Consider the following 19,755-nt stretch of genomic DNA (forward strand, 5'->3'; position numbering starts at 1 on the left):
AAACCCGCCCGTTTGAAGCGACTTGACTTGATCTAGCTGGCCCTACCGGAATTCCGGCCGCCCCGTTTCCGGAGCAACCCTTCTAACTTACTCCGACATCTGGTTCCTGTCCAATCGTGCGGACAGGCCCGAATTGTCGGGTTCAGCTTGGAGGGGGTGCGGGGCTCTCAGCCGACCTGGAGACCATCTGGCCTCCGGGGCTCGTCGCCCTGCAGGAAGAACAGTAGCAGGACTCCTGTGCAACAGAGACAACTTGCCAACCATTCCCGAGACTCGCGCGTCCCAAACCGGGCGGCGCAAGCAGACAACAAGCGATCCGCAACCGGCGCTGGATACGAAGTAGGCACGAGGGTCAGGATCCTGACTCCACCGTGGAGGTGAGCACCATGACCCGCTCGGAGTTCGACGACATCCGCGCGCACATCGACGCGGAGGCCGATCATCCTGGCGACCTGCTCAGGGTCGCCAGGTCTCTGCTGAGCGACCTTGAAGACGCACGGATGCGCGAGGCGACCCTCCGCGCCCATTACCTGCGTCTCCTTACCGCGGCCCGGGCGACCGCCGCCGCCGAGGCGGCCGGCTACCCGGAGCCGCTGACCTTCCTCACCGACGAACTGGCCAAGCGCGGCCAGCTCCCGGCGGGCGAGGAGGAGGTGCATCAGATCTTGGCCGACGCGCGGACCGCGGCCGCGCTCCTGGCCTGCCTGGAGCAGGCCTCCGCCGCGCCGGCCGGGAAGGGGCCGCGTGTCCGCAGGTGCGCGGGCACGAGCCGCCCCCTCCCCCGATGAGGTGTTCCACGTCGTTGACCTGGCCTTGAAGCAAGGTCTGTAAGACTTCGGGCATGTGGCAGCGGAGACTGAACTGGGCTGCGACGGTCCTCGTGGGCGTCTTCGGCGTTCTGTGGGCCGGCGTCGTGACGTTCGCCGCCCTGGACACGTCGATGTGGTTGCGGATCGGGCAGGTCGTCTTCGGGGCCTTCCTCGTGAGCTGGTCCCTGCACAAGACGAGCCTGCTGCTGCGCCGGACCGGGGCGGGGGACACGGCGCGGCACCGCCGGGCCAGGGCCTGACGGTCAGGAACCGGTCCGGAAGGAGCACAGTTCGTCGGCGACCTCCTGGCACGGAGCACCGAGATCGAACTGACTCAGGACGAAGACCGCCTCACCGGTGTCGATCTCCAGAACCCCGGTGCGCGAGGCGAAGCGGGTCCGCGTGTCCACGCGGATCCGCTCGACCGCGCTCCACGGCACCCGCTGCAGACCGGCGAAACCCCTGACCACGACCAGTCCCTCGCCGTCGGCGCTGAGCCGTACCGGGGCCAGGACGTCGCGCAGGGCCAGCGTGGCCATCATCAGGGTCGCCGCGCCCGCCAGGATCATCCCGCGCGGGTCACCGATGCTCAGTACGGTGGCCACCGCGAAGGCCAGGGCGGCGACCGCCTTCAGGACGAGGAGATCGCGGCGTACGCGCCAGCGCAGAACCGGTCCGGACATGTCATCCACACTGGCACGTTAACCGCTCAGCCCTTGGGCACGTACGGCGGCGCCACACCCCAGCCCCAGTGCGGCACCGGGGCGTGGGCGAACGGAGTCGCGCCCGGCTGGGAGTTGGCGAACGCCAGGCGGGTCCCCCACTCGATGTAGCCGAGGAAGGCCGCGCGGAACTCCGGGTCCGCCGGGAGTCCGACCTCGTCCGCGGCGTCCAGGAGAAGGTTCACCCAGCGGCGGCGCTGCGGTTCGGTGATGCCCTTGCCGATGTGCTGGGAGAGCATGTGGGGGTATCCCCCGCGCTCGCGCGTGTAGCGATCGGGGCCGCCGAAGACCTCGCCGAGCCACATCGCCACATACCTGGGGTGGCCGGGGTCCATGTGCGCGAAGAGCGGCCCGATGAGATCGTCCTTCTTCACGTGGCCGTAGAAGACCTCGGTGAGCCGCTCGAACGCCTCGGCCCCGCCGGCCCAGTCGTAGAGCGTCGGCGTCGCGGCCCCCTGGCCCCGGATGCCGGTGGGCGCGTAGTGGCGCATCTCCTCGATGTCGGAGACGTAGGGCTGGATCTCCGCGAAGAAGGCCGCGAAGTCCGGGCCGCCCCGGAACCCCTGGAGGTGGTCCTCCGCGGAGGTCCAGGTGATCCGCAGGGTGTAGCAGGCGGGCTCGTCCACGCATCGGGTGAGCTCGTAGTCCACGCACTGGGGGGCGTTGGCGAGCGGTACGGCGGCGCGCCGGTAGGCGGCCTCGAACTCCGCCGACCGCTCATCGGGGACGCGGTAGCGGATGTATTCGACGATCATTGGTCACCTTCCAACCAGATGTAACCGATGAGTCGATGTAATCATGTAATTGATCACCTGCGCACCCTGTCCGGCCAAGAAGGCCGAGAAACAGGGCTGCGGCGTGCTCCGGGAGCGAGAAACGACGAAGGCCCCGGTCTCTGGGAGACCGGGGCCTTCTTTCAGTAGCGGGGACAGGATTTGAACCTGCGACCTCTGGGTTATGAGCCCAGCGAGCTACCGAGCTGCTCCACCCCGCGTCGGTGTGTCTAAAGACTACCCGGCTTTGGCGGTGGACGCGAATCAGACGGCTCGCTGCGCTCGGAGACCCCCTATGAGCTGGGCGAGGACGTCGGCGTCGCCGACGGCGTGGGAGTGCCGGAAGGGGCCGGGGTCGGGGTCTGCGAGGGGGCCGGAGTGGCCGTGGGGACCACCCCCTTCAGCTTCTCCAGCGCCTTCGCCAGCTCCTGCTGCGCCGCGCCGTACGCCGTCCAGTCCGGCGGGTTCTTCGCCAGGGCCTCCTGCGCCTTGTCGTACGCCTGCTGCGCCTCGCTGATCGCCTGGTTCAGCGTGGTGCTCGGCTGGGAGGGCAGCTCCGGCTTGGTGGTGTCCGGCTTGGCCGGCTGGGCGCCCTCTCCGAAGACCTGCTTCAGAGCGCCTTCCAGGGTGTCGGCGAAGCCGACCCGGTCACCGTAGGAGACCAGGACCCGGCGGAGGATCGGATAGGGCTCCTGGCCGGAGGAGGCGGCGGTCTCCACGTAGACCGGCTCGATGTAGACCAGACCGCCGGCGAACGGCAGGGTCAGCAGGTTGCCGTAGCGGACCTTCGCCCCGCCGATGCCGAGCAGGTTGAGCTCGCCGGAGAACTTGTTCTGGAAGTTGTTCTGCACCTGGCCGGGGCCGGGGATGGTGGTGTTGGAGGGCATCCGCAGGATGCGGAGCTTGCCGTAGTCGTCTCCCGGGGTGGCGTCCACGGACATGAACGCGGCCAGGTTGGGTCCCTGGCGCGGCACGAACGTGGTGGTCAGGGAGAACGTCGGGTCCGTCGTGTCGGGCATCTTGACCGACAGGTAGTACGGCGGCTGCTTGATGTCACGCTCGCCCGAGGACGGGTCGTTCGGGACGTTCCAGAAGTCCTGGCCGCTGTAGAAGGCGCTCGGGTCCTGGATGTGATAGCGGGACAGCACGTCGCGCTGGACCTTGAACAGCGCCTCCGGGTAGCGCAGGTGCTGCTTGAGGCTCTCCGACACCGCCTCCTTCGGCTTGATGATGCCGGGGAAGGCCTTGCGCCAGGTCCGCAGGATCGGGTCCTGCTCGTCCCAGGCGTACAGCGTGACCGTGCCGTCGTAGGCGTCCACCGTGGCCTTGACCGAGTTGCGCATGTAGTTGATCTGGTCGCGCGGCTGCGGCACCACCAGGCGCGGGTCGGTGACCGTGTCCCGCGTCATCGCCTCCAGGCTCCTGCTGTCGGAGTAGGGGTAGGAGTTGGAGGTGGTGTAGGCGTCGGCGATCCAGACCACCCTGCCGTCGACGATGGCCGGGTAGGGGTTGTCGTCCAGGCTCAGGAACGGCGCCACCTTGGCGATGCGCTCCTGCGGGTTGCGCACGTAGAGGATCTTGGACTTGTCGTTGATGTCGCTCGACAGCAGCAGGTTCTTCTCACCGTATTTGGCCGCGTACAGCACGCGGTTGAAGAACGAGCCGACCGGGACGCCGCCCTTGCCGGTGTAGGTGGTGTTCTGCTGGCCGGTGCCGCTGCTCAGCGGGTAGTCGAGCTCCTGCTTCTTGTCGCCGCCCACGATGACGTATTCCGGCGCGCTCGGGGACTCGCCGAAGTAGACGCGCGACTCCTTCAGGCCCGTCCGCTCGACCAGCGGGCCGGTCACCGGCATGTCCTTGGCGTCGAAGTTGGGCAGGCCCTGCGAGTCGACCTCGTTGCCCGGCGCGGCCACGAACCCGTAGCCGTGGGTGTAGACCAGGTGCCGGTTGATCCAGTTGTCCTGCTCACGCGGCGGGCCGGTGAGCTCCCGCACCGCCACCACGGTGTCGCGCATCTTGCCGGAGGCGTCCGGGTAGCGGTCGACGTCGAGCGGGTCGTGGAAGTCGTAGTAACCGCGGATACGCTGCTTCTGCTGATAGGTCTTGGCGACCAGGTTGGGGTCGAGCAGCCGCACGCCGGAGATCGAGCTGTCGGTGGTGACGTTCACCTTCGAGGCGTCACCCTGCGCCGTGTAGTCGATGACGTCGGTCTTGTCGACGCCGTAGGCCTTCCTGGTGGCGACGATGTTGCGCTCGATGTAGGCCTTCTCCTTGTCCTGCTGGTTCGGCTTGACCTGGAACTGCTCGACCAGGGCCGGGTAGACCCCGCCGATCAGGATGGCCGACAGCACCAGCAGGCCGAAGGAGACGCCGGGCAGCATGCCGCCGGGCCGTACGACTCCGGCGAAGAAGAGGGCGGCGCAGATCAGGGCGATGATCGCCAGGATGGTCTTGGCGGGCAGCACCGCGTTGACGTCGGTGTAGGAGGCGCCGTAGGCGAAGCCCCGGTCGGAGAAGACCAGGCCGTAGCGGTCGACCCAGTAGGCGACGGCCTTCAGCAGCACGAACACGCCCAGCAGCACCGACAGGTGGACCCGGGCGGCCCGGGAGGCGTGCACCCCCGGCGACTGGAGCCGGAACCCGCCGTAGAGGTAGTGCACGATCGCCGCCATGACGGCCGACAGCACCACCGCGGTGAACAGGAAGTTCAGCACCATCCGCAGGAACGGGTAGGTGAACATGAAGAACGACACGTCCATGCCGAACAGCGCGTCGTTCTCGTTGAACGGCGTGGCGTTGATGTATTCCAGCCAGGTCTTCCACTGGTTGGAGAACGACGATCCGGCGAACAGCGCGAGCACGGCGGCGCCGATCAGGAAGATCAGCTTGCGGTGCGGGTCGAGGGCCATCCGGTAGCGGTCGGCGCCGCTGGCGCCGCCGAACATCCCCGGGCCGAACATCGGCCGCATCCGGTAGGCCAGCAGCATGTTGCCGCCCACCAGGCCGACCATCAGCACGGCGCCCACGATGAAGAGCAGGATCTGCGTGACGATCACGCCGGAGAAGACCGCCGTGTAGTCCACCGAGTCGTACCAGAGGTAGTCGGTGAAGATGCCGGCGAACAAGAAGAACAACGCAACGAGCGCGACGATGGCGATCGCGACAGGAAGCAGCAGTCGTGGCCGGCGGGGCAAGCGCATTGCCCTACCGGCTCCGGGGGTCCGGAAGCTCAAGGCCAACCCCTTGTCGTAAGAGCACGGTCCGTGTTTGGAAACCTACACCGGCGGGGGTTCCGTCGTGCTCAGCCGCTTGGCCACGGTCCGGCCACAACCCCCACAGGTCTCGGATTCACCACTGTCAACGCACGGGAGGCCGGATCAGTGCCCGGGGCGGGATCGGCGTGCGCGTGCGCCCGTCCCGCCGCCGACCGCTCCCGGCGGCTCCCGGCGGCTCGGCGCGGTGCCGGAGCCGGGTCAGCCCGCCGGACAGCTCGGCGTGATGCCGGAGTCCCGCCGGGTCAGCCCGCCGGACAGCTCGGCGCGGTGCCGGAGCCGGTGCGGACCACGTCGATCGCCTGGACCGCGTCGTGGAGCGTCTCGACCCTCATCAGCCTCAAGCCGTCGGGGACGGCCTTCATCGCCTCGGCGCAGTTGTCGGCGGGGGTGAGGAAGACCGTGGCCCCGGCCTTACGGGCGCCCACCATCTTCTGCTGGATGCCGCCGATCGGGCCGACCCTGCCCTCCGGGGTGATCGTCCCGGTCCCGGCGATCGCCTTGCCTCCGGTCATCGGCCCCGGGGTGAGCTTGTCCATGATGCCGAGGGAGAACATCATCCCCGCGCTCGGCCCGCCCACGTCGCCGACGTTGATCTTCACCTTGAAGGGGAACTTGTATCTGATCTGCATCGTGATGCCCACGATGGGCGTGCCGTCCTCGGCCGCGGCGGTCGGGACGGTCACGGTGGTGCTCTGGTCGGCGCGGTTGACGGTGAAGTTGACCTTCTCGCCGGCCTTGTGCTTGCGGACGGCGGCGGAGACGGTCTCGCGGTCCGCCGCGGGCACCCCGTCGACCGAGACGATCTCGTCGCCGGTCTTGAACTTCCCGTCGGCCGGCAGGCCCTTCTGGATGGAGGCCACGCTCACGACCGAGGTGTAGGGGATCTTCAACTCGGTCAGCGCGGCCGCGGTCGCGTCGTCCTGGGAGTTGGTCATCTCCTGGCTGTTCTGCTGCTCGACCTCTTCGGCCGTGCTCGTCGGCGGGAAGATCGTCTCTTCCGGCACGACCGCGACGGTCGGGTCGACCCAGCCCCTGAGCGCGCTGAACAGGTCGATCCTGTTGCCCGGCCCGCCCTGGTAGGCCACGGTGACGAGGCTGAGCTTGCCGGAGGTGGGGTAGGTCGGGCGCCCCTCGATGCTGATCACCGGCTTGCCCTTGACGTCTCCGATGGTGTTCTCGGTCGGTCCGGGGCTCAGGACGACGTAAGGGACCGGCAGCAGGGCGCCGACGACGCCGAGCATGAGCGTGAGGAAGCCGGCCACCATCAGGGTCAGCGCTCGTCGGGACATAGGAGGAAGCCTATGCCGTGTTACCGGGCAGACAGGTGCACGTACGCGCCGCCATGTTCCGGATCGTACGGCTTGCGCCCGATCTCACTCGCAGGCCCCGACCCATTCGGCCGAGCCGTCCACGAAAAGCTGGTTCTTCCAGATCGGCACCTCGCTCTTGAGGTCGTCGATCAGCCGCCGGGAGGCCGCGAACGCCTCGGCGCGGTGGGGGCAGGCGACCGCCACGATGACCGCGATGTCGCCGAGTTCGAGGTCGCCGACCCGGTGCACCGCGGCCAGCGCGGTCACCGGGAAGTCGGCGGCGACCTTCTCGGCCACCCGGCGCAGCTCGCTCTCGGCGCTGGGGTGCGCCGAGTAGGACAGCCGCGTGACCGGCTTGCCGTGGTCCTGGTCACGCACCGTGCCGATGAAGATCGTCGTGCCGCCCGCGGCGTGGTCGCCGACGGCGGAGTAAACCTCGTCGACGGAGAGCGCGCTGTCGCGAATACCCAGCAACCGGATGACTTCCACACCGCAGAGCCTACCGTCCCGGAAAGCGGCCCCCCAGGCCCAACCGGCGAGCGCCCGACCGGCAGCCCCCGCCGGCAGCGCTCAGCCGGCAAATGCACGACCGGCGGCCCCGACCTGCAGCGCTCGACCGGCGGGCCGGGCGCGCGGCGCCGGACGCCGGACCCGGCCGCGGAGTCCGGGACCGTGCGCGATACCCGTAAACCGGCGGTCCGGGCGTGTCATACCCGGACCGCCCCGGGCCCCGGGCCGTCTCGCCGAATGTAAGGCTTGCGCAACGGGTCACCAATGAAACGAGCCCGTGACGTGTGTCGCAAACCCGTTCGTTGTTCACTTCGGCCGTGAGCACAACCTGCCTGAACACGATCCCCTTCAACCGGACGCATATCTCCGACAATGAGCTCGGCTACCTCGCGGAGGCCGTGCGAGGGGGATCGACGTGCGGAGACGGGCCGTTCACCCGCCGGGCCGCCACGCTCCTGACGGAGATGACCGGGTCGGGCCACGCGCTGCTGACCACCTCCTGCACGCACGCGCTGGAGATGTCGGCGATCCTGCTCGACCTGCGGCCCGGCGACGAGGTGATCATGCCCTCGTTCACCTTCATGTCCACGGCCAACGCCTACGCGCTGCGCGGGGCGGTACCAGTCTTCGTCGACTGCAGGCCCGACACCCTGAACATCGACGAGCGGCTGATCGAGGCCGCGGTCACCGAGCGCACCCGGGCCGTCGTGGTGGTCCACTACGCGGGTGTCGCCTGCGCGATGGAGCCGATCGGCAGGCTCTGCGAGCGGTACGGCCTGGCTCTCGTCGAGGACAACGCCCACGGCCTGGGCGGCTCCTACCGCGGCAGGCCGCTCGGCTCGTTCGGCCGGGTGGCCACGCAGAGCTTCCACGCGACGAAGAACGCGCAGTGCGGGGAGGGCGGGGCCCTGCTCCTGAACGACGCCGACCTGATCGGGCGCGCCGAGATCATCCGGGAGAAGGGCACCGACCGCGGCCGTTTCTTCCGCGGCCAGGTCGACAAGTACCGATGGATCGACATCGGTTCGAGCTATCTGCCCTCCGACATCCTCGCCGCCCAGCTGACCGCCCAGCTGGAATCGTTCGACAAGATCCAGTTCCTGCGCCACGGCGTGTGGCGGGAGTATCACGGGGCACTCGCCGGCTGGGCGGCCGAGAACGGGGTCCGCCGGCCGGCGGTCCCCGACGGCTGCGCCCATCCGGCGCATCTGTACCATCTGCTCCTCCCGGACCTGGACAACCGCCAGGCGTTCATCGGCCATCTCTCGGACCTGGGCGTACAGGCGGCCTTCCACTACCAGCCGCTGCACTCCGCGCCCGCCGGCATGCGGTACGGGCGGGCGGCCCCGGGCGGCTGCCCGGTCACCGAGGAGATCGCCGACCGGCTCGTACGGATACCGCTGTATCCCGACCTGAGCGGGGCGGACGTGGCGCGCGTGATCGACGCCGTCCGGACCTACCGGGTGCGCTGAGATCCCGCCCGCGGCGGGCCGTCAGCGCCTTCTCGCCCGTCCAGGAGCCGGCTGCGGATCAGGTGGACGGTGAGGAAGGTCTGCACGGGCTCGAATCCGTATCTCGCCCACGCCCGCTGCACCCGCGTGTTGTGACCCTGGGTGGAGATGACGACTTCCGTCCCGCCGCCGGCCAGGGTCCGCTCCTCGACGGCCTTCAGCAGGTGGGCGTAGAGGCCGCGCCCCTGGGCCCGGGAGACCACGCCCGCGAGCAGGATCTCCGCGCGGGGTCCCCGCTGAGCCAGTGTGGCCAGGCCGAGGAGGTCTCCCGCGGCCGGCCCCAGCAATGCCAGGCATCCCCCGTCCGCGGCGGACCTCACCGCCCACTCCTGGTAGCCCGCCAGCGCCCGGTCGGCCCCGAACAGGGGGTTGGCCAGGTAGTGGTTCCCGTAGGCGGCGAAGATGTCCGCGACCAGGGCCCGGACCGCGTCCGGGCCGGCCGACCCCGTCGTGCGCAGATCCGGTGACGGCTCCGGCGCGCGGCCCTCTCCGGCGCGCAGCCGCCAGTACACCAGGCAGTCCGCGAACACGGCGGTCCGGCCGAGCGCGGTCAGCTCCGCGGACCAGCCGAGGTGTTCCGCCGGGTACCGCAGTACGATGACGTCCGCGGCGGACCCCCGCACCGCCTGGCGGACCGCCGAGAACGGGACCGCCGTCCCGGCGGGGACGGACAGGCGGTCAACGGAGTATCCGAACCGGGCCGACTCCAGCGGAGACCTCTCCGCCCGTACGGCTCCCGCCTCCATCACCTCACACCACGCCATCAGCTCACCTCGTAGCTCTGGACGTTCCCGGCCCGGCCGCGTCCGCGGTCGCGTCGGACAGCGGGCCGGACCAATTATTCTCATGCGCCGGCCCGGCCGTACACGGCCACGGAATCTTGATCATTAAAGATCGGCAAGTTCTTCGCAATGGCTCGATAAGTGGCGACAACACAGTGCGTGTCGACCGGCCCGTCCGTTGTTCACTGCGACATTGAGTGCAACCGGCCCGTCCGGACGGACTCGCCGCAAAATACCCGAGGAATCCGGCGATGCACCCTTTTGATCGACGCTTGCCTTTCCCTGGAAATACTTCAAGAAAGCGAGGGGGACATGGCGGAAGAAATTGCGATCAATGATCTCGGCCGGCACGCGTCCTCGACGGAGACGGCTGTGCGGAGTTCTGTCGAGCGCGTGCTGACAAGCGGCTGGTACATCCTGGGCAAGGACGGCGAGGCCTTCGAACAGGAATTCGCCCGATACTGCGGGACAGCCCACTGCGTGGGCGTCGCGAACGGGACCGACGCCATCGAGCTCGGCCTGCGCGCCCTCGGCGTCGGCGCGGGCAGCCGCGTGGCCACGGTCGCCAACGCCGGCCTCTACACGACGACGGCCCTGATGGCCCTCGGCGCGGAGCCCGTGTTCGTCGACGTCGACCGCGGCACGAAGCTGATGGACCTCGCCCACCTCGAACAGGTCGTCGACGCGGGCGGCCTCGACGCGGTCGTGGTGACGCACCTGTTCGGGCTCATGCACGACATGGAGGCGGTCCTGGCCGTCACGGCTCGGGCCGGGGTCCCGGTGTTCGAGGACTGCGCGCAGGCCCACGGCGCCCGCCGGGGCGGACGGCGCGCCGGTTCCTGCGGCGCCGCGGCCAGCTTCAGCTTCTACCCGACGAAGAACCTGGGAGCGCTCGGCGACGGCGGCGCCGTGGTCACCGGCGACCCCCGGGTCGCCCAGCGGGTCAGGCTCCTGCGGCAGTACGGGTGGGAGTCGAAGTATCGCGCCAGCATCCGCGGAGGGCGCAACAGCCGCCTCGACGAGATGCAGGCGGCGGTCCTGCGGGCCAAGCTGCCCCTGCTCGACGGCTGGAACAGGCGGCGACGGGACATCGCGACGCGCTACTCGCGGGAGATCGTCCACCCGCGGGTCCAGTGTCCGCCGGTCTACGGCGAGGAGTTCGTCGGCCATCTCTACGTCGTCGTGTGCGAGGACCGGGAGGCGCTCCGTGCCCATCTCGCCGCGTCGTCCATCCTGACCGACGTGCATTATCCCGTTCCGGATTACCGTCAACCCGCCCTGGCCGGTCCCGGAGACCGGACGGGGCTCCCGGTGACAGACGATCTGGCGGCCTCCGTCCTGACGCTCCCCTGCTATCCGGAGCTCTCCGACGAGGAGGTCACGCGAGTGATCTCCTCCATCGCCACCTGGTGACCCCATGTTTTCCGTGATCATCCCTGTCTATCGGAATGCGGAATTCGTGCCACAGCTGATCGCGGAGTTCAGCGACATCAGCGCGGTCGTCGCCGAGCGCCACGGAATGCCCGTGGAGTTCGTCTTCGTGGTCGACGCCAGTCCGGACGACAGCTTCGAGCTCCTCAAGGCGGCCCTGCCGCTGGCGCCGTTCCGTTCGCAGCTGCTCCTGCACACGCGCAACTTCGGATCGTTCGCGGCCATCCGCACGGGCCTGCGGGCCGCCCGGGGCGACTACTTCGCCGTGCTGGCCGCCGACCTCCAGGAGCCTCCCGAGCTTGTGCTCAGATTCCTCGACAGCCTCGTCAACGACGACATGGACATCTCGGTGGGGGTCCGCGAAGGCCGCGAGGACCCGGGGATGTCGCGGCTGTCGGCCAACCTCTTCTGGGCCTTCTACCGCCGCTTCGTCGTGCGCGACATCCCCGCCGGCGGTGTCGACGTCTTCGGCTGCAACCGGCGCGTCCGGGACGAGCTCCTGCGGCTGGAGGAGGCCAACAGCTCCCTCGTGGGCCTGGTGTACTGGCTCGGCTTCCGACGCGGCGAGGTGCCGTACGAGCGGCGCGCCCGGGCGCACGGCAAGAGCACTTGGACGCTCGGCAAGAAGGTCGACTACCTCCTCGACAGCATCTTCGCCTTCACGGACCTGCCCATCCGCATCCTCACGGTCCTGGGGGTGCTCGGCTTCGCCATCGCCGCCTGCCTGGCGGTCTTCGTCGTCATCATGCGCCTGACCGGTGAGATAGCGGCGGCGGGCTACACGACCACGATCCTGGTCATCACCTTCTTCGGCGCGCTCAACACCCTGGGCCTGGGCTTCATCGGGTCCTACGCCTGGCGCAGTTACGAGAACACCAAGAAACGTCCGCTGGCTCTGGTGCACACCGCCCACACCTTCGACGGCGCGCCCGGATCCGTCCCCGTCCTCCTCCACATCGGCAGGCGCGCATGAAACAGGCCCTCATCCATCCGCAGGCCCTCTGCGAGAGCACGGCGATCGGCGCCGGGACCCGGGTCTGGGCGTTCGCGCACGTGCTGCCCGGCGCCCGGATCGGCGCCGAGTGCAACATCTGCGACGGGGTGTTCGTCGAGAACGACGTCGTCCTGGGAGACCGCGTGACCGTCAAGTGCGGGGTCCAGATCTGGGACGGGACCACGATCGAGGACGACGTCTTCGTCGGCCCCAACGCGACGTTCACCAACGACCCGTTCCCGCGCAGCAAGGTCCGTCCCGAGGCGTTCGCGCGCACGGTCATCCGCTCCGGCGCCTCCATCGGGGCCAACAGCACGATCCTGCCCGGGGTGGAGGTGGGGACCGGCGCGATGGTGGGCGCGGGCGCGGTCGTGACGCGCTCCGTCCCGCCGAACGCGGTCGTGGTCGGCAACCCCGCCCGCATCAAGGGCTACGTCACCGACGCCGAGCAGCCCGGCTCCCCGCTCCCGGCCGGCGACACACGGCCGCCGGGCACGGTGGGGCTCGGCGTCGGGGCCGCGAGCCTGCACGAGCTGCGGGTCGCCAAGGACCTGCGCGGCGAGCTGTCGGTCGCCGAGTTCGGGCGTGAGCTTCCGTTCGCTCCCAAGCGGTACTTCCTCGTGTTCAACGTGCCGAGCCGGGAGGTCCGGGGCGAGCACGCCCACCGGCACTGCGACCAGTTCCTGATCTGCGTGCGCGGCTCCTGCGGCGTTCTCCTGGACGACGGCCGCAACCGGCGGGAGGTCACCTTGGACCGCCCCAGCCGCGGCGTCTACATGCCGGCCATGATCTGGGGGACGCAGTACCGCTACTCGCCCGACGCCGTGCTCCTGGTGTTCGCCTCGCACTACTACGACCCGGACGACTACATCCGCTCCTACGACGAGTTCCAGAGAGCCGTCGCCGACGGACCGGTCCGGGCGTGAGCGGTCCGCCGGCCCAGTTCGCCCGTTTCCTCGTGGGCGGCGCCGCCAACACCGCCGCCACCTACGGGCTCTTCGTCGTCCTGTCCTGGTCGATGCCACCGCAGGCCGCCTACTCGGCGGCCTACGTGTCGGGGGTCGTCCTGGCCTACGTCGTCAACACGGTCTTCGTGTTCCGGACCCGCGCTTCGATCAGGTCGGCCGCGCGCTTCCCGGGCGCGTACCTGGTCTCCTACCTCGTCGGCCTGGCCCTCCTGACGCTGTTGACCCGGGCGGGGCTCGACGGCCGGCTCGCGATGCCGGCCGTGATGGCCGTCAACGTCCCGCTCACCTACGTACTGATCCGATACGTCCTCAGGGGCACGGGGCCCGGGGCCCGGCCGCTACCGCGGCCGGGCCTCCGGCGGCTTGCGGGCCTCGACCACGAACCCGCTGGCCGCCACCGCGGCGCTGGGATGCCGCGCGAGCAGGACGTCGAGGAACTTGACCGGCGACAGCAGCCACATCAGGGGGATCAGCCCCCGGTACAGCCGCCTGCTGCCGAAGGAGAGCAGCAGGGCCAGCCATTCCTGGAGCATCCAGAGCATGGCCGAGGTGGGCCCCGCGCCCACCCGCACGCTCAGCACGTCGAAACGGTCGAAGAGGGTTCTCATCCCCGCCTGGGTGTATCGCTGGTAGTCGTACGGCGAGGCGTGGAAGGGCTGCATGAAGGGCACGTAGCACAGCACCCGGCCCCCCGGCCGGAGCACCCGCCACATCTCCTCGACGTGGGCCCGCGGATCCGGCACGTGCTCGAGCACCGCGACGCTGACGATGCCGGCCAGGGCCCCGTCGCCGATCGGCAGCGTCCGCAGGTCGCCCACGATGTCGACGTTGGCGTAGGTCCCCCCGTCCACGCAGAGCACCCTCGGGTCGTAGCGGTTGGTGCCCGACCCGAGATCGGCGACCAGGTCGCGGTCGAGATCGAAGCTCGCCAGGAAGGGGCGGATGAAGCGCCTCAGCAGGACCGGTGAGACGAGCTGGATCGCCAGCGGATACACCGGCCCGAAGCGGCGCTTGACGCTCTCCTTGATCCGGTTGAGCGGGTCGTCCCGCAGCTCGGCGTCTCCGAAGCCCGCGAAACGCAGCTGGTCGCCCACCCGGCGGCCCCCGGCGCCGCAGCGCGCGCACGTGTAGGACCCGTCGAGCGGGACGCGGCAGGAGGGGCAGACCAGTACGGCCGCCGCCCGGTCGACCGGGCGGCCCGTCGCCTCCGCCGTTCTCATCGCGTCCTCTCCTTCAGCGGTCGCCACCAGGCCTGGTTGTCCTGGTACCAGCGCACGACCTGGGCGAGTCCCTCGTCGAAGTCCACCTGCGGCCGGTAGCCGATCGAGCGGATCTTGCCGCTGTCGACGGCGTAGCGCCGGTCGTGGCCGAGCCTGTCCTCGGTGTGCTCGACCATCTCCCAGCCCACGCCGGAGGCAGCCAGCAGCCGTCCGGTCAGCTCCCGGTTGGTCAGCTCGACGCCGCCGCCGATGTTGTAGACCTCGCCGGCCGTCCCCTTGTCCAGCACGAGCTGGATGCCCCGGCAGTGGTCGTCGACGTGCAGCCACTCGCGGACGTTCTCACCGTCGCCGTAGAGGGGCACGGGGAGCCCGTCGATCAGGTTGGTGACGAACAGCGGGACGACCTTCTCGGGGTACTGGTACGGACCGTAGTTGTTGGAGCAGCGGGTCACCCGCACGTCGAGCCCGTAGGTCCGGTGGTAGGCCCTGCACAGCAGGTCGGCCCCCGCCTTGGCCGCGGAGTAGGGGGAGTTGGGCAGCAGCGGCTCCTCCTCGGTCCAGGCGCCCTCGGCGATGGACCCGTACACCTCGTCCGTGGAGACCTGGACGACGGTGCGCACGCCGGCTTCGAGCGCCGCCTGCAGGAGCCGCTGCGTGCCGTACACGTTGGTGACGACGAAGTCCCCCGCACCGGTTATCGACCGGTCGACGTGGGTCTCCGCCGCGAAGTTCACGATGACGTCGTGGCCCGGCACCACCTCGGCGAGCAGCCGGGCGTCGGTGATGTCCCCCCGGACGAAGGTGTAGCGGGGGTGCCCGGCGACCGGGCGCAGGTTCTCCGGGTTGCCGGCGTAGGTGAGCTTGTCCAGCACGGTCACGCGGGCGTCCTCGTAGCCGGGGTGACCGCCGGACAGCAGTGACCGCACGTAGTGCGAGCCGATGAACCCGGCGCCGCCGGGGATCAGGATCCTCATGCCCTCACCTGGATCTTGCTGTGGTCTCCGACCATGAGCTGGTTCATGTTGGGTACTCCCACCGCGCGCGTGACCTCGACGTTCCGGCCGATCAGAGAGTATGTGAGCCCGGAGACCCCGGTGATGACCGAGTCTCCCAGGATGATGCTGTACTCCACCTCGGCGTTCTCCAGGACGCAGCCCTCGCCGATCGAGGTGTAGGGGCCGATGTAGGAGCCGTTGATCTTGGCGTCGGCGCCGATGACCGCCGGGCCCCGGATCACCGAGTTCTCGACGGTGGCCCCCGGCTCGATGGCGACCCGGCCCGTTATCTCGGAGAGCCCGTCCACGCTCCCCCGGACGGCGCGGCCGATCCCCTCCAGGACGATGCGGTTGCACTCCAGCATGTCCTGCAGGCGCCCGGTGTCCTTCCAGTAGCCGCCGACGAAGTGCGAGTGGACGCGGCCGCCGTTGTCGATGAGCCAGGTGATCGCGTCCGTGATCTCCAGTTCGCCGCGCGCCGAGGGCCTGATCGACCGGACCGCCTCGTGGATGGCCGGGGAGAAGGTGTACACGCCGACGATCGCGAGGTCGCTGCGGGGATGCTCCGGCTTCTCCTCCAGCCCGACGATCTCGCCGTCCGGCCCGAGCTCGGCGACTCCGTAGAACTGCGGTTCGGCGACCTTGGTGAGCAGGATCTGGGCGTCGTAGTCGGCCTCGCGGAAGGCGTCCACCAGGTCGGTGATGCCGTCCACCAGGAAGTTGTCCCCCAGATACATCACGAACGGCTCGTCGGCGAGGAACCGGCGGGCGATCAGGACGCAGTGCGCCAGCCCCAAGGGTTCCTCCTGGGGGATGTAGGTCACCTCCAGGCCGAACCTCGATCCGTCGCCCACCGCCTCCCGGATCTCCCGGGCCGTGTCGCCGACGATGATCCCCACGCTGGTGATGCCCGCGTCCCGGATCGCGTCGAGTCCGTAGTAGAGCACCGGCTTGTTGGCGATGGGGACCAGTTGCTTGGCCGATGTATGAGTCAGCGGGCGCAACCTCGTCCCCTTGCCGCCCGCCAGAACGAGTGCCTTCACCGCTCTTTGAGCCTTTCCGCGAAGAACTCATGGCCGCAGCGGCCATCTGTCCGATCGAATTTATGCGGAACCCGGATTAGTAGCCCCATGCCGTCTCCCGCTTTTGCCGAAGAACGGGCGACAAGTTGCCCGGACTATAGCTTTCCGCCATGGCGGAAGGTCCATGTCCGGTGGACCACGTAACTGAGCGGCGGGCTCAGGACTATCACCACGCCCTGCGCCGCCATAATCGGAATACCCGCGAATTCCACTAAAATCGGGACCCCTGCGGCGGAGGTCCCCAGGAAGCTCAGCCCGACCACGTAGAACCGCGCGTAGCCCCGCAGCCACGAGTCTCCGGAGACCCGGAAGACCACCAGGCGGTACCAGGGGTAGACGACGGCCACGGTGGCGCAATGGCTGACCACGACCAGGAAAAGATAGGGCACCGAATCTCCGGCCGCCAGCAATCCCAGGCCAAGGAGAGCGCAATGGACCGCGGCCGTCATGGCGCTTCCCATCAGATATGTGATGCGATGACTCCCGAAAGCCGAGAGCAGGGCTCTCCACCCGAAATGCGAATTATCGCCACCGGCGCTTCGGCTCTCCACTTCAACCATGCGGCGGTGACTCCGGATCGTGGTCGCTGGCAGTACGGCTGGCAATACGGGGATCCTAGTCGGCCGCACGAATAAATCGGGGGATTAATGTCAGTGTCGGTGGTTGTTCCGTGTTATCGCTCGGCGGGGACCCTCCCCCTGCTGATGGCCAGGCTCATCCCGGTCCTGCGGGACCTCTCCGTACCGCACGAGGTGGTCCTCGTCGTCGACGGGAGCCCCGACGACACCTGGGAGGTGGCCTCCGGCCTGGCCCGCGAGTTCGAGGCCGTCCGCGCGATCCGCCTGTCCCGCAACTACGGCCAGCACAACGCGCTGGTCGCCGGCATCAGGGACGCCAGGTTCGACGTGGTCGTCACGATGGACGACGACCTGCAGCACCCGCCCGAGCAGATCCCGCTGCTGCTGGCCACCCTGGAGGGCGACCGCCTCGACCTGGTGTACGGCATCGCGCACGAGGAGGAGCACGGGGCCGTCCGCAGCCTCGCCTCGCGATCGGTGAAGGCGTGCATGGCCGGCGCCCTGGGGGTCCGCGGCGCCCGGGCGCTCAGCGCCTTCCGCGCCTTCCGGACCCGCCTGCGGGACGGCTTCGAGGGGCTGTCCGGACCGCACTTCTCCGTCGACGTGGCCCTTTCCTGGGCCACCACGCAGGTGGGCTCGGTGCATGTGCACATGAGCGAACGCCGTCACGGGCGGTCCAACTACACCCCGCGCCTGCTGGTCCGGCACGCGGCCAACATGTTCCTCGGCTACAGCACGGCCCCCCTCAGGGCGGCGAGTTACCTGGGTTTCCTGGCCGGGGTCCTCGGGCTGCTGCTGGGCGCGTCCGTCCTGTGGCGCTTCGTCACGGGCGGCACCACGGTGGCCGGCTTCACCACGATCGCCTCGATGGTGGCGCTCTTCTCGTCCGCGCAGCTGATCGCCATCGGGGTGCTCGGGGAGTACATCGGCCGCATTCACGGCAGCGGGATGGGGCGGCCGGCCTACGTGGTCAGGGAGCGCGCCGGATCGTCCGGCGGGCCCGGCGCCGCCCGTCCGGCGGCCGCCCCGGCACGCGCCGTCTCCGGCTCCGGCTCCGGCTCCGGCCCGGATGAGCGGTGAACCGGCCTCCGGCGGTCACGTGACATCCTCCGGCAGCTCGTACACGGCGTAGTCGCCGGTGCGGAAGCGCAGGTCGGCGAAGTCCCCGATCCGGGAGGCCGGGCTGACATACCGCTCGTCGGTGAACAGCCAGCGCACGCCGTAGCGCGCGCGCAGCAGCCGGACAGCGTCCGCCGAGGGCGAGTCGAAGACCTCGTCGTTCGCCCGGATCCGCTCCTCGTCCCAGAACGGGAGGATCTCCGCCTGCTGACCGGGGCGCCAGCGGCTCATGTTGGTGGCGGTGTAGGCCCATCCCTCGACCAGCACGCGCCGCTCCGTCAGGGCCGCCGCCCAGAATCCGCGGCTGTCGCATGGATTGTCCGTTCCCCCCAGGCAGCGGACGTTCGTGGCCACCAGGTCGCCGGCGCCCGAGTGGTCGCGCAGCCACCGCCCGGCGGCCAACGCGCCGTCGGAGACGGCCGGGGCCGCCGCGGCGGGTTCCACTTCGGGGGCGCCGCCCGCCGGGGTGTGGAGGGCCGCCGACAGCACGCGCGTGCACCAGGCCGCGGGGAAGCCTGCGGCCGCGATCATGGAGAGCGCCAGGGCGCCGGCGACGACGCGCCGCCGGTGGAGCGCGGCGAGGGCGCCCACCGCCAGGAGTGCGGTGACCGCCAGGACGAGGTAGGGCAGGTAGAGGACGGCGTCGGAGCGGCCCGCTCCCAGCGGGACCTTGACGCCGCAGAGCTCGCGGATCAGGCAGGCGCCCGCCACACCCGCGGCGCCCGTGTACGCGAGCGCGCGCGGTGACAGCCGGGCCCGCCGTACGGCGACGGAGAGCCCGTAGGCCGCGACGATCACCAGGTAGGGGTAGGACGCGTCGAAGAAGTAGATCTGGCCCATGTGCGGGTGCCCGAGGAAGAGGACCGCGCCGACGCCCACCGTGCCCATGCCGAGCATCAGGACCACCGCCGGCCGCATGAGCAGCCGGGGCCGGCTGAGCAGCCCGAGGATCCCGCACCACTCTATGGCCCAGCTCAGCACGTAGAGCAGCGCGATGCCCAGCACCGAGACGAGCGACGGCTCGGCGTGCTCCCCCAGTCCGGTCAGTCCTCCCCAGATTTTCCGGAAAAGGGAGAGGTCATCGATGACCATCCCCTGGTTCGCCTGCCTGAACAGCACGGTCTGGGCGCAGAGGAAGCAGGCCGCGGTGAGTCCCAGCGCAGCGAGCGTGGGCCAGGGCGGCCGCCGGCGCCTGACCAGCTCGACCACTGCGACCGTCCCGAGTCCGGCGATCAGCAGGGGCAGGTAGGTGGCCTTGGCGCCCGTCACCGCGACGAGGAAGATCCCCAGCAGGAGCCAGCAGCCGACGCTCGACCGCCGGCGCTCGAGCAGGTCGACCAGGAGCAGGATGACCGGCGCGGCCAGGAGGGTCCCGAAGGTCTGGGTGGGGCTCAGCCACGAGATGGCGGCCCGCCAGGTGAAGATCCCGACGTTGATGCCCTGGTAGAGGTTGGGGGCGGCGATGAAGACGGTCCCCAGCAGCGCCAGCAGGGCCACCCCCCAGGAGCCCGTCAACCGCCGGGCGATCGTCGTGAGGATGACGGCCAGGGCCGCCAGCATGGGGAGCATGCCCAGCCGGAACAGCAGCACGAGCGGCTCCACGCCGGTGACCCAGCTCGCCGCGGCCAGGTGGGCGTAGACGAACCAGTGGTAGAGCAGCGGCTCGCCGGAGACCA

The 19,755-nt window shown here is 69.7% G+C and carries 18 protein-coding genes, 1 tRNA gene and 1 pseudogene; 8 read left to right on the forward strand and 12 right to left on the reverse strand.

Going from position 1 to position 19,755, the window contains the following annotated elements; all coding sequences use genetic code 11:
- Positions 1-386 precede the first annotated feature (386 nt).
- Entirely contained in the window at positions 387-788 is a 402-nt protein-coding gene (locus ACWDS7_RS33125; protein WP_451932459.1) for a hypothetical protein, read from the forward strand.
- 53 nt (positions 789-841) lie between these two features.
- Positions 842-1,069, forward strand: coding sequence for a hypothetical protein (locus ACWDS7_RS33130; RefSeq protein WP_451932460.1), 228 nt, complete (start codon positions 842-844; stop codon positions 1,067-1,069).
- 3 nt (positions 1,070-1,072) lie between these two features.
- Here the strand turns inward: ACWDS7_RS33130 and ACWDS7_RS33135 are convergent, their stop codons facing one another.
- The 6 genes from ACWDS7_RS33135 to ACWDS7_RS33160 all read right to left on the reverse strand — a co-directional run bounded on the left by ACWDS7_RS33135 (position 1,073) and on the right by ACWDS7_RS33160 (position 7,378).
- Positions 1,073-1,492, reverse strand: a complete 420-nt coding sequence (locus tag ACWDS7_RS33135) for a PH domain-containing protein (RefSeq protein ID WP_451932461.1) — start codon at positions 1,490-1,492, stop codon at positions 1,073-1,075.
- A gap of 26 nt (positions 1,493-1,518) precedes the next feature.
- Positions 1,519-2,286, reverse strand: a complete 768-nt coding sequence (locus ACWDS7_RS33140; protein ID WP_451932462.1) for a globin domain-containing protein — start codon at positions 2,284-2,286, stop codon at positions 1,519-1,521.
- A 165-nt stretch (positions 2,287-2,451) separates the two neighbouring features.
- Positions 2,452-2,525 (reverse strand) — tRNA-Met (locus ACWDS7_RS33145).
- 72 nt (positions 2,526-2,597) lie between these two features.
- Positions 2,598-5,504, reverse strand: a complete 2,907-nt coding sequence (locus tag ACWDS7_RS33150) for a UPF0182 family membrane protein (RefSeq protein ID WP_451932463.1) — start codon at positions 5,502-5,504, stop codon at positions 2,598-2,600.
- Between the two features lie 317 nt (positions 5,505-5,821).
- Positions 5,822-6,868, reverse strand: a complete 1,047-nt coding sequence (locus ACWDS7_RS33155) for a YlbL family protein (protein ID WP_451932464.1) — start codon at positions 6,866-6,868, stop codon at positions 5,822-5,824.
- A gap of 84 nt (positions 6,869-6,952) precedes the next feature.
- On the reverse strand, positions 6,953-7,378 hold the full coding sequence (locus tag ACWDS7_RS33160; RefSeq protein WP_306864311.1) for a molybdenum cofactor biosynthesis protein MoaE: 426 nt from the start codon (positions 7,376-7,378) through the stop codon (positions 6,953-6,955).
- A gap of 338 nt (positions 7,379-7,716) precedes the next feature.
- Between ACWDS7_RS33160 and rffA the strand changes: the two genes are divergently transcribed.
- Entirely contained in the window at positions 7,717-8,871 is a 1,155-nt protein-coding gene (rffA, locus tag ACWDS7_RS33165; RefSeq protein WP_451932465.1) for a dTDP-4-amino-4,6-dideoxygalactose transaminase, read from the forward strand.
- Here the strand turns inward: rffA and ACWDS7_RS33170 are convergent.
- Positions 8,856-9,674, reverse strand: coding sequence for a GNAT family N-acetyltransferase (locus tag ACWDS7_RS33170; protein ID WP_451932466.1), 819 nt, complete (start codon positions 9,672-9,674; stop codon positions 8,856-8,858). The genes rffA and ACWDS7_RS33170 overlap by 16 nt on opposite strands.
- A gap of 390 nt (positions 9,675-10,064) precedes the next feature.
- Here ACWDS7_RS33170 and ACWDS7_RS33175 point away from each other — a divergent pair, with 390 nt between their 5' ends.
- The 4 genes and pseudogenes from ACWDS7_RS33175 to ACWDS7_RS33190 all read left to right on the forward strand — a co-directional run.
- Complete coding sequence (locus tag ACWDS7_RS33175; RefSeq protein WP_451932467.1) at positions 10,065-11,105, forward strand: DegT/DnrJ/EryC1/StrS family aminotransferase; 1,041 nt, start codon at positions 10,065-10,067, stop codon at positions 11,103-11,105.
- A 4-nt stretch (positions 11,106-11,109) separates the two neighbouring features.
- The gene (locus ACWDS7_RS33180) at positions 11,110-12,096 is read left to right on the forward strand and encodes a glycosyltransferase family 2 protein (protein ID WP_451932468.1); all 987 of its coding nucleotides are present in this window, start codon (positions 11,110-11,112) and stop codon (positions 12,094-12,096) included.
- On the forward strand, positions 12,093-13,043 hold the full coding sequence (locus ACWDS7_RS33185; RefSeq protein WP_451932469.1) for a WxcM-like domain-containing protein: 951 nt from the start codon (positions 12,093-12,095) through the stop codon (positions 13,041-13,043). Before ACWDS7_RS33180 ends, ACWDS7_RS33185 begins: the two co-directional genes overlap by 4 nt.
- Before the next feature lie 32 nt (positions 13,044-13,075).
- Positions 13,076-13,381, forward strand: a pseudogene (locus ACWDS7_RS33190) (GtrA family protein); the annotation flags it as partial.
- 42 nt (positions 13,382-13,423) lie between these two features.
- Here ACWDS7_RS33190 and ACWDS7_RS33195 read toward each other — a convergent pair.
- From ACWDS7_RS33195 to ACWDS7_RS33210, 4 genes are all read right to left on the reverse strand, one after another.
- Complete coding sequence (locus tag ACWDS7_RS33195; RefSeq protein WP_451932470.1) at positions 13,424-14,305, reverse strand: methyltransferase domain-containing protein; 882 nt, start codon at positions 14,303-14,305, stop codon at positions 13,424-13,426.
- A complete protein-coding gene (rfbB, locus tag ACWDS7_RS33200) occupies positions 14,302-15,279 on the reverse strand; it encodes a dTDP-glucose 4,6-dehydratase (RefSeq protein ID WP_451932471.1) in 978 nt (325 codons plus the stop codon). The genes ACWDS7_RS33195 and rfbB overlap by 4 nt, the downstream gene beginning before the upstream one ends.
- Complete coding sequence (locus ACWDS7_RS33205; RefSeq protein WP_451932472.1) at positions 15,276-16,343, reverse strand: glucose-1-phosphate thymidylyltransferase; 1,068 nt, start codon at positions 16,341-16,343, stop codon at positions 15,276-15,278. The genes rfbB and ACWDS7_RS33205 overlap by 4 nt, the downstream gene beginning before the upstream one ends.
- Positions 16,344-16,477: 134 nt before the next feature.
- Positions 16,478-16,942, reverse strand: a complete 465-nt coding sequence (locus tag ACWDS7_RS33210) for a GtrA family protein (RefSeq protein WP_451932473.1) — start codon at positions 16,940-16,942, stop codon at positions 16,478-16,480.
- Positions 16,943-17,041: 99 nt separating this feature from the next.
- On the opposite strand from ACWDS7_RS33210, the gene ACWDS7_RS33215 reads away from it, so the two are divergent.
- Positions 17,042-18,040 carry a glycosyltransferase family 2 protein gene (locus ACWDS7_RS33215; protein ID WP_451932474.1) on the forward strand — a complete coding sequence of 333 codons (999 nt, stop codon included), beginning with the start codon at positions 17,042-17,044 and terminating at the stop codon, positions 18,038-18,040.
- A 15-nt stretch (positions 18,041-18,055) separates the two neighbouring features.
- On the opposite strand, the gene ACWDS7_RS33220 is transcribed toward ACWDS7_RS33215, so the two are convergent.
- Positions 18,056-19,755, reverse strand: a 1,700-nt coding sequence (locus ACWDS7_RS33220; protein WP_451932475.1) for a hypothetical protein, incomplete at its 5' end; no start/stop codon positions are given.

The organism is Streptosporangium sp. NPDC003464 (assembly GCF_053588315.1).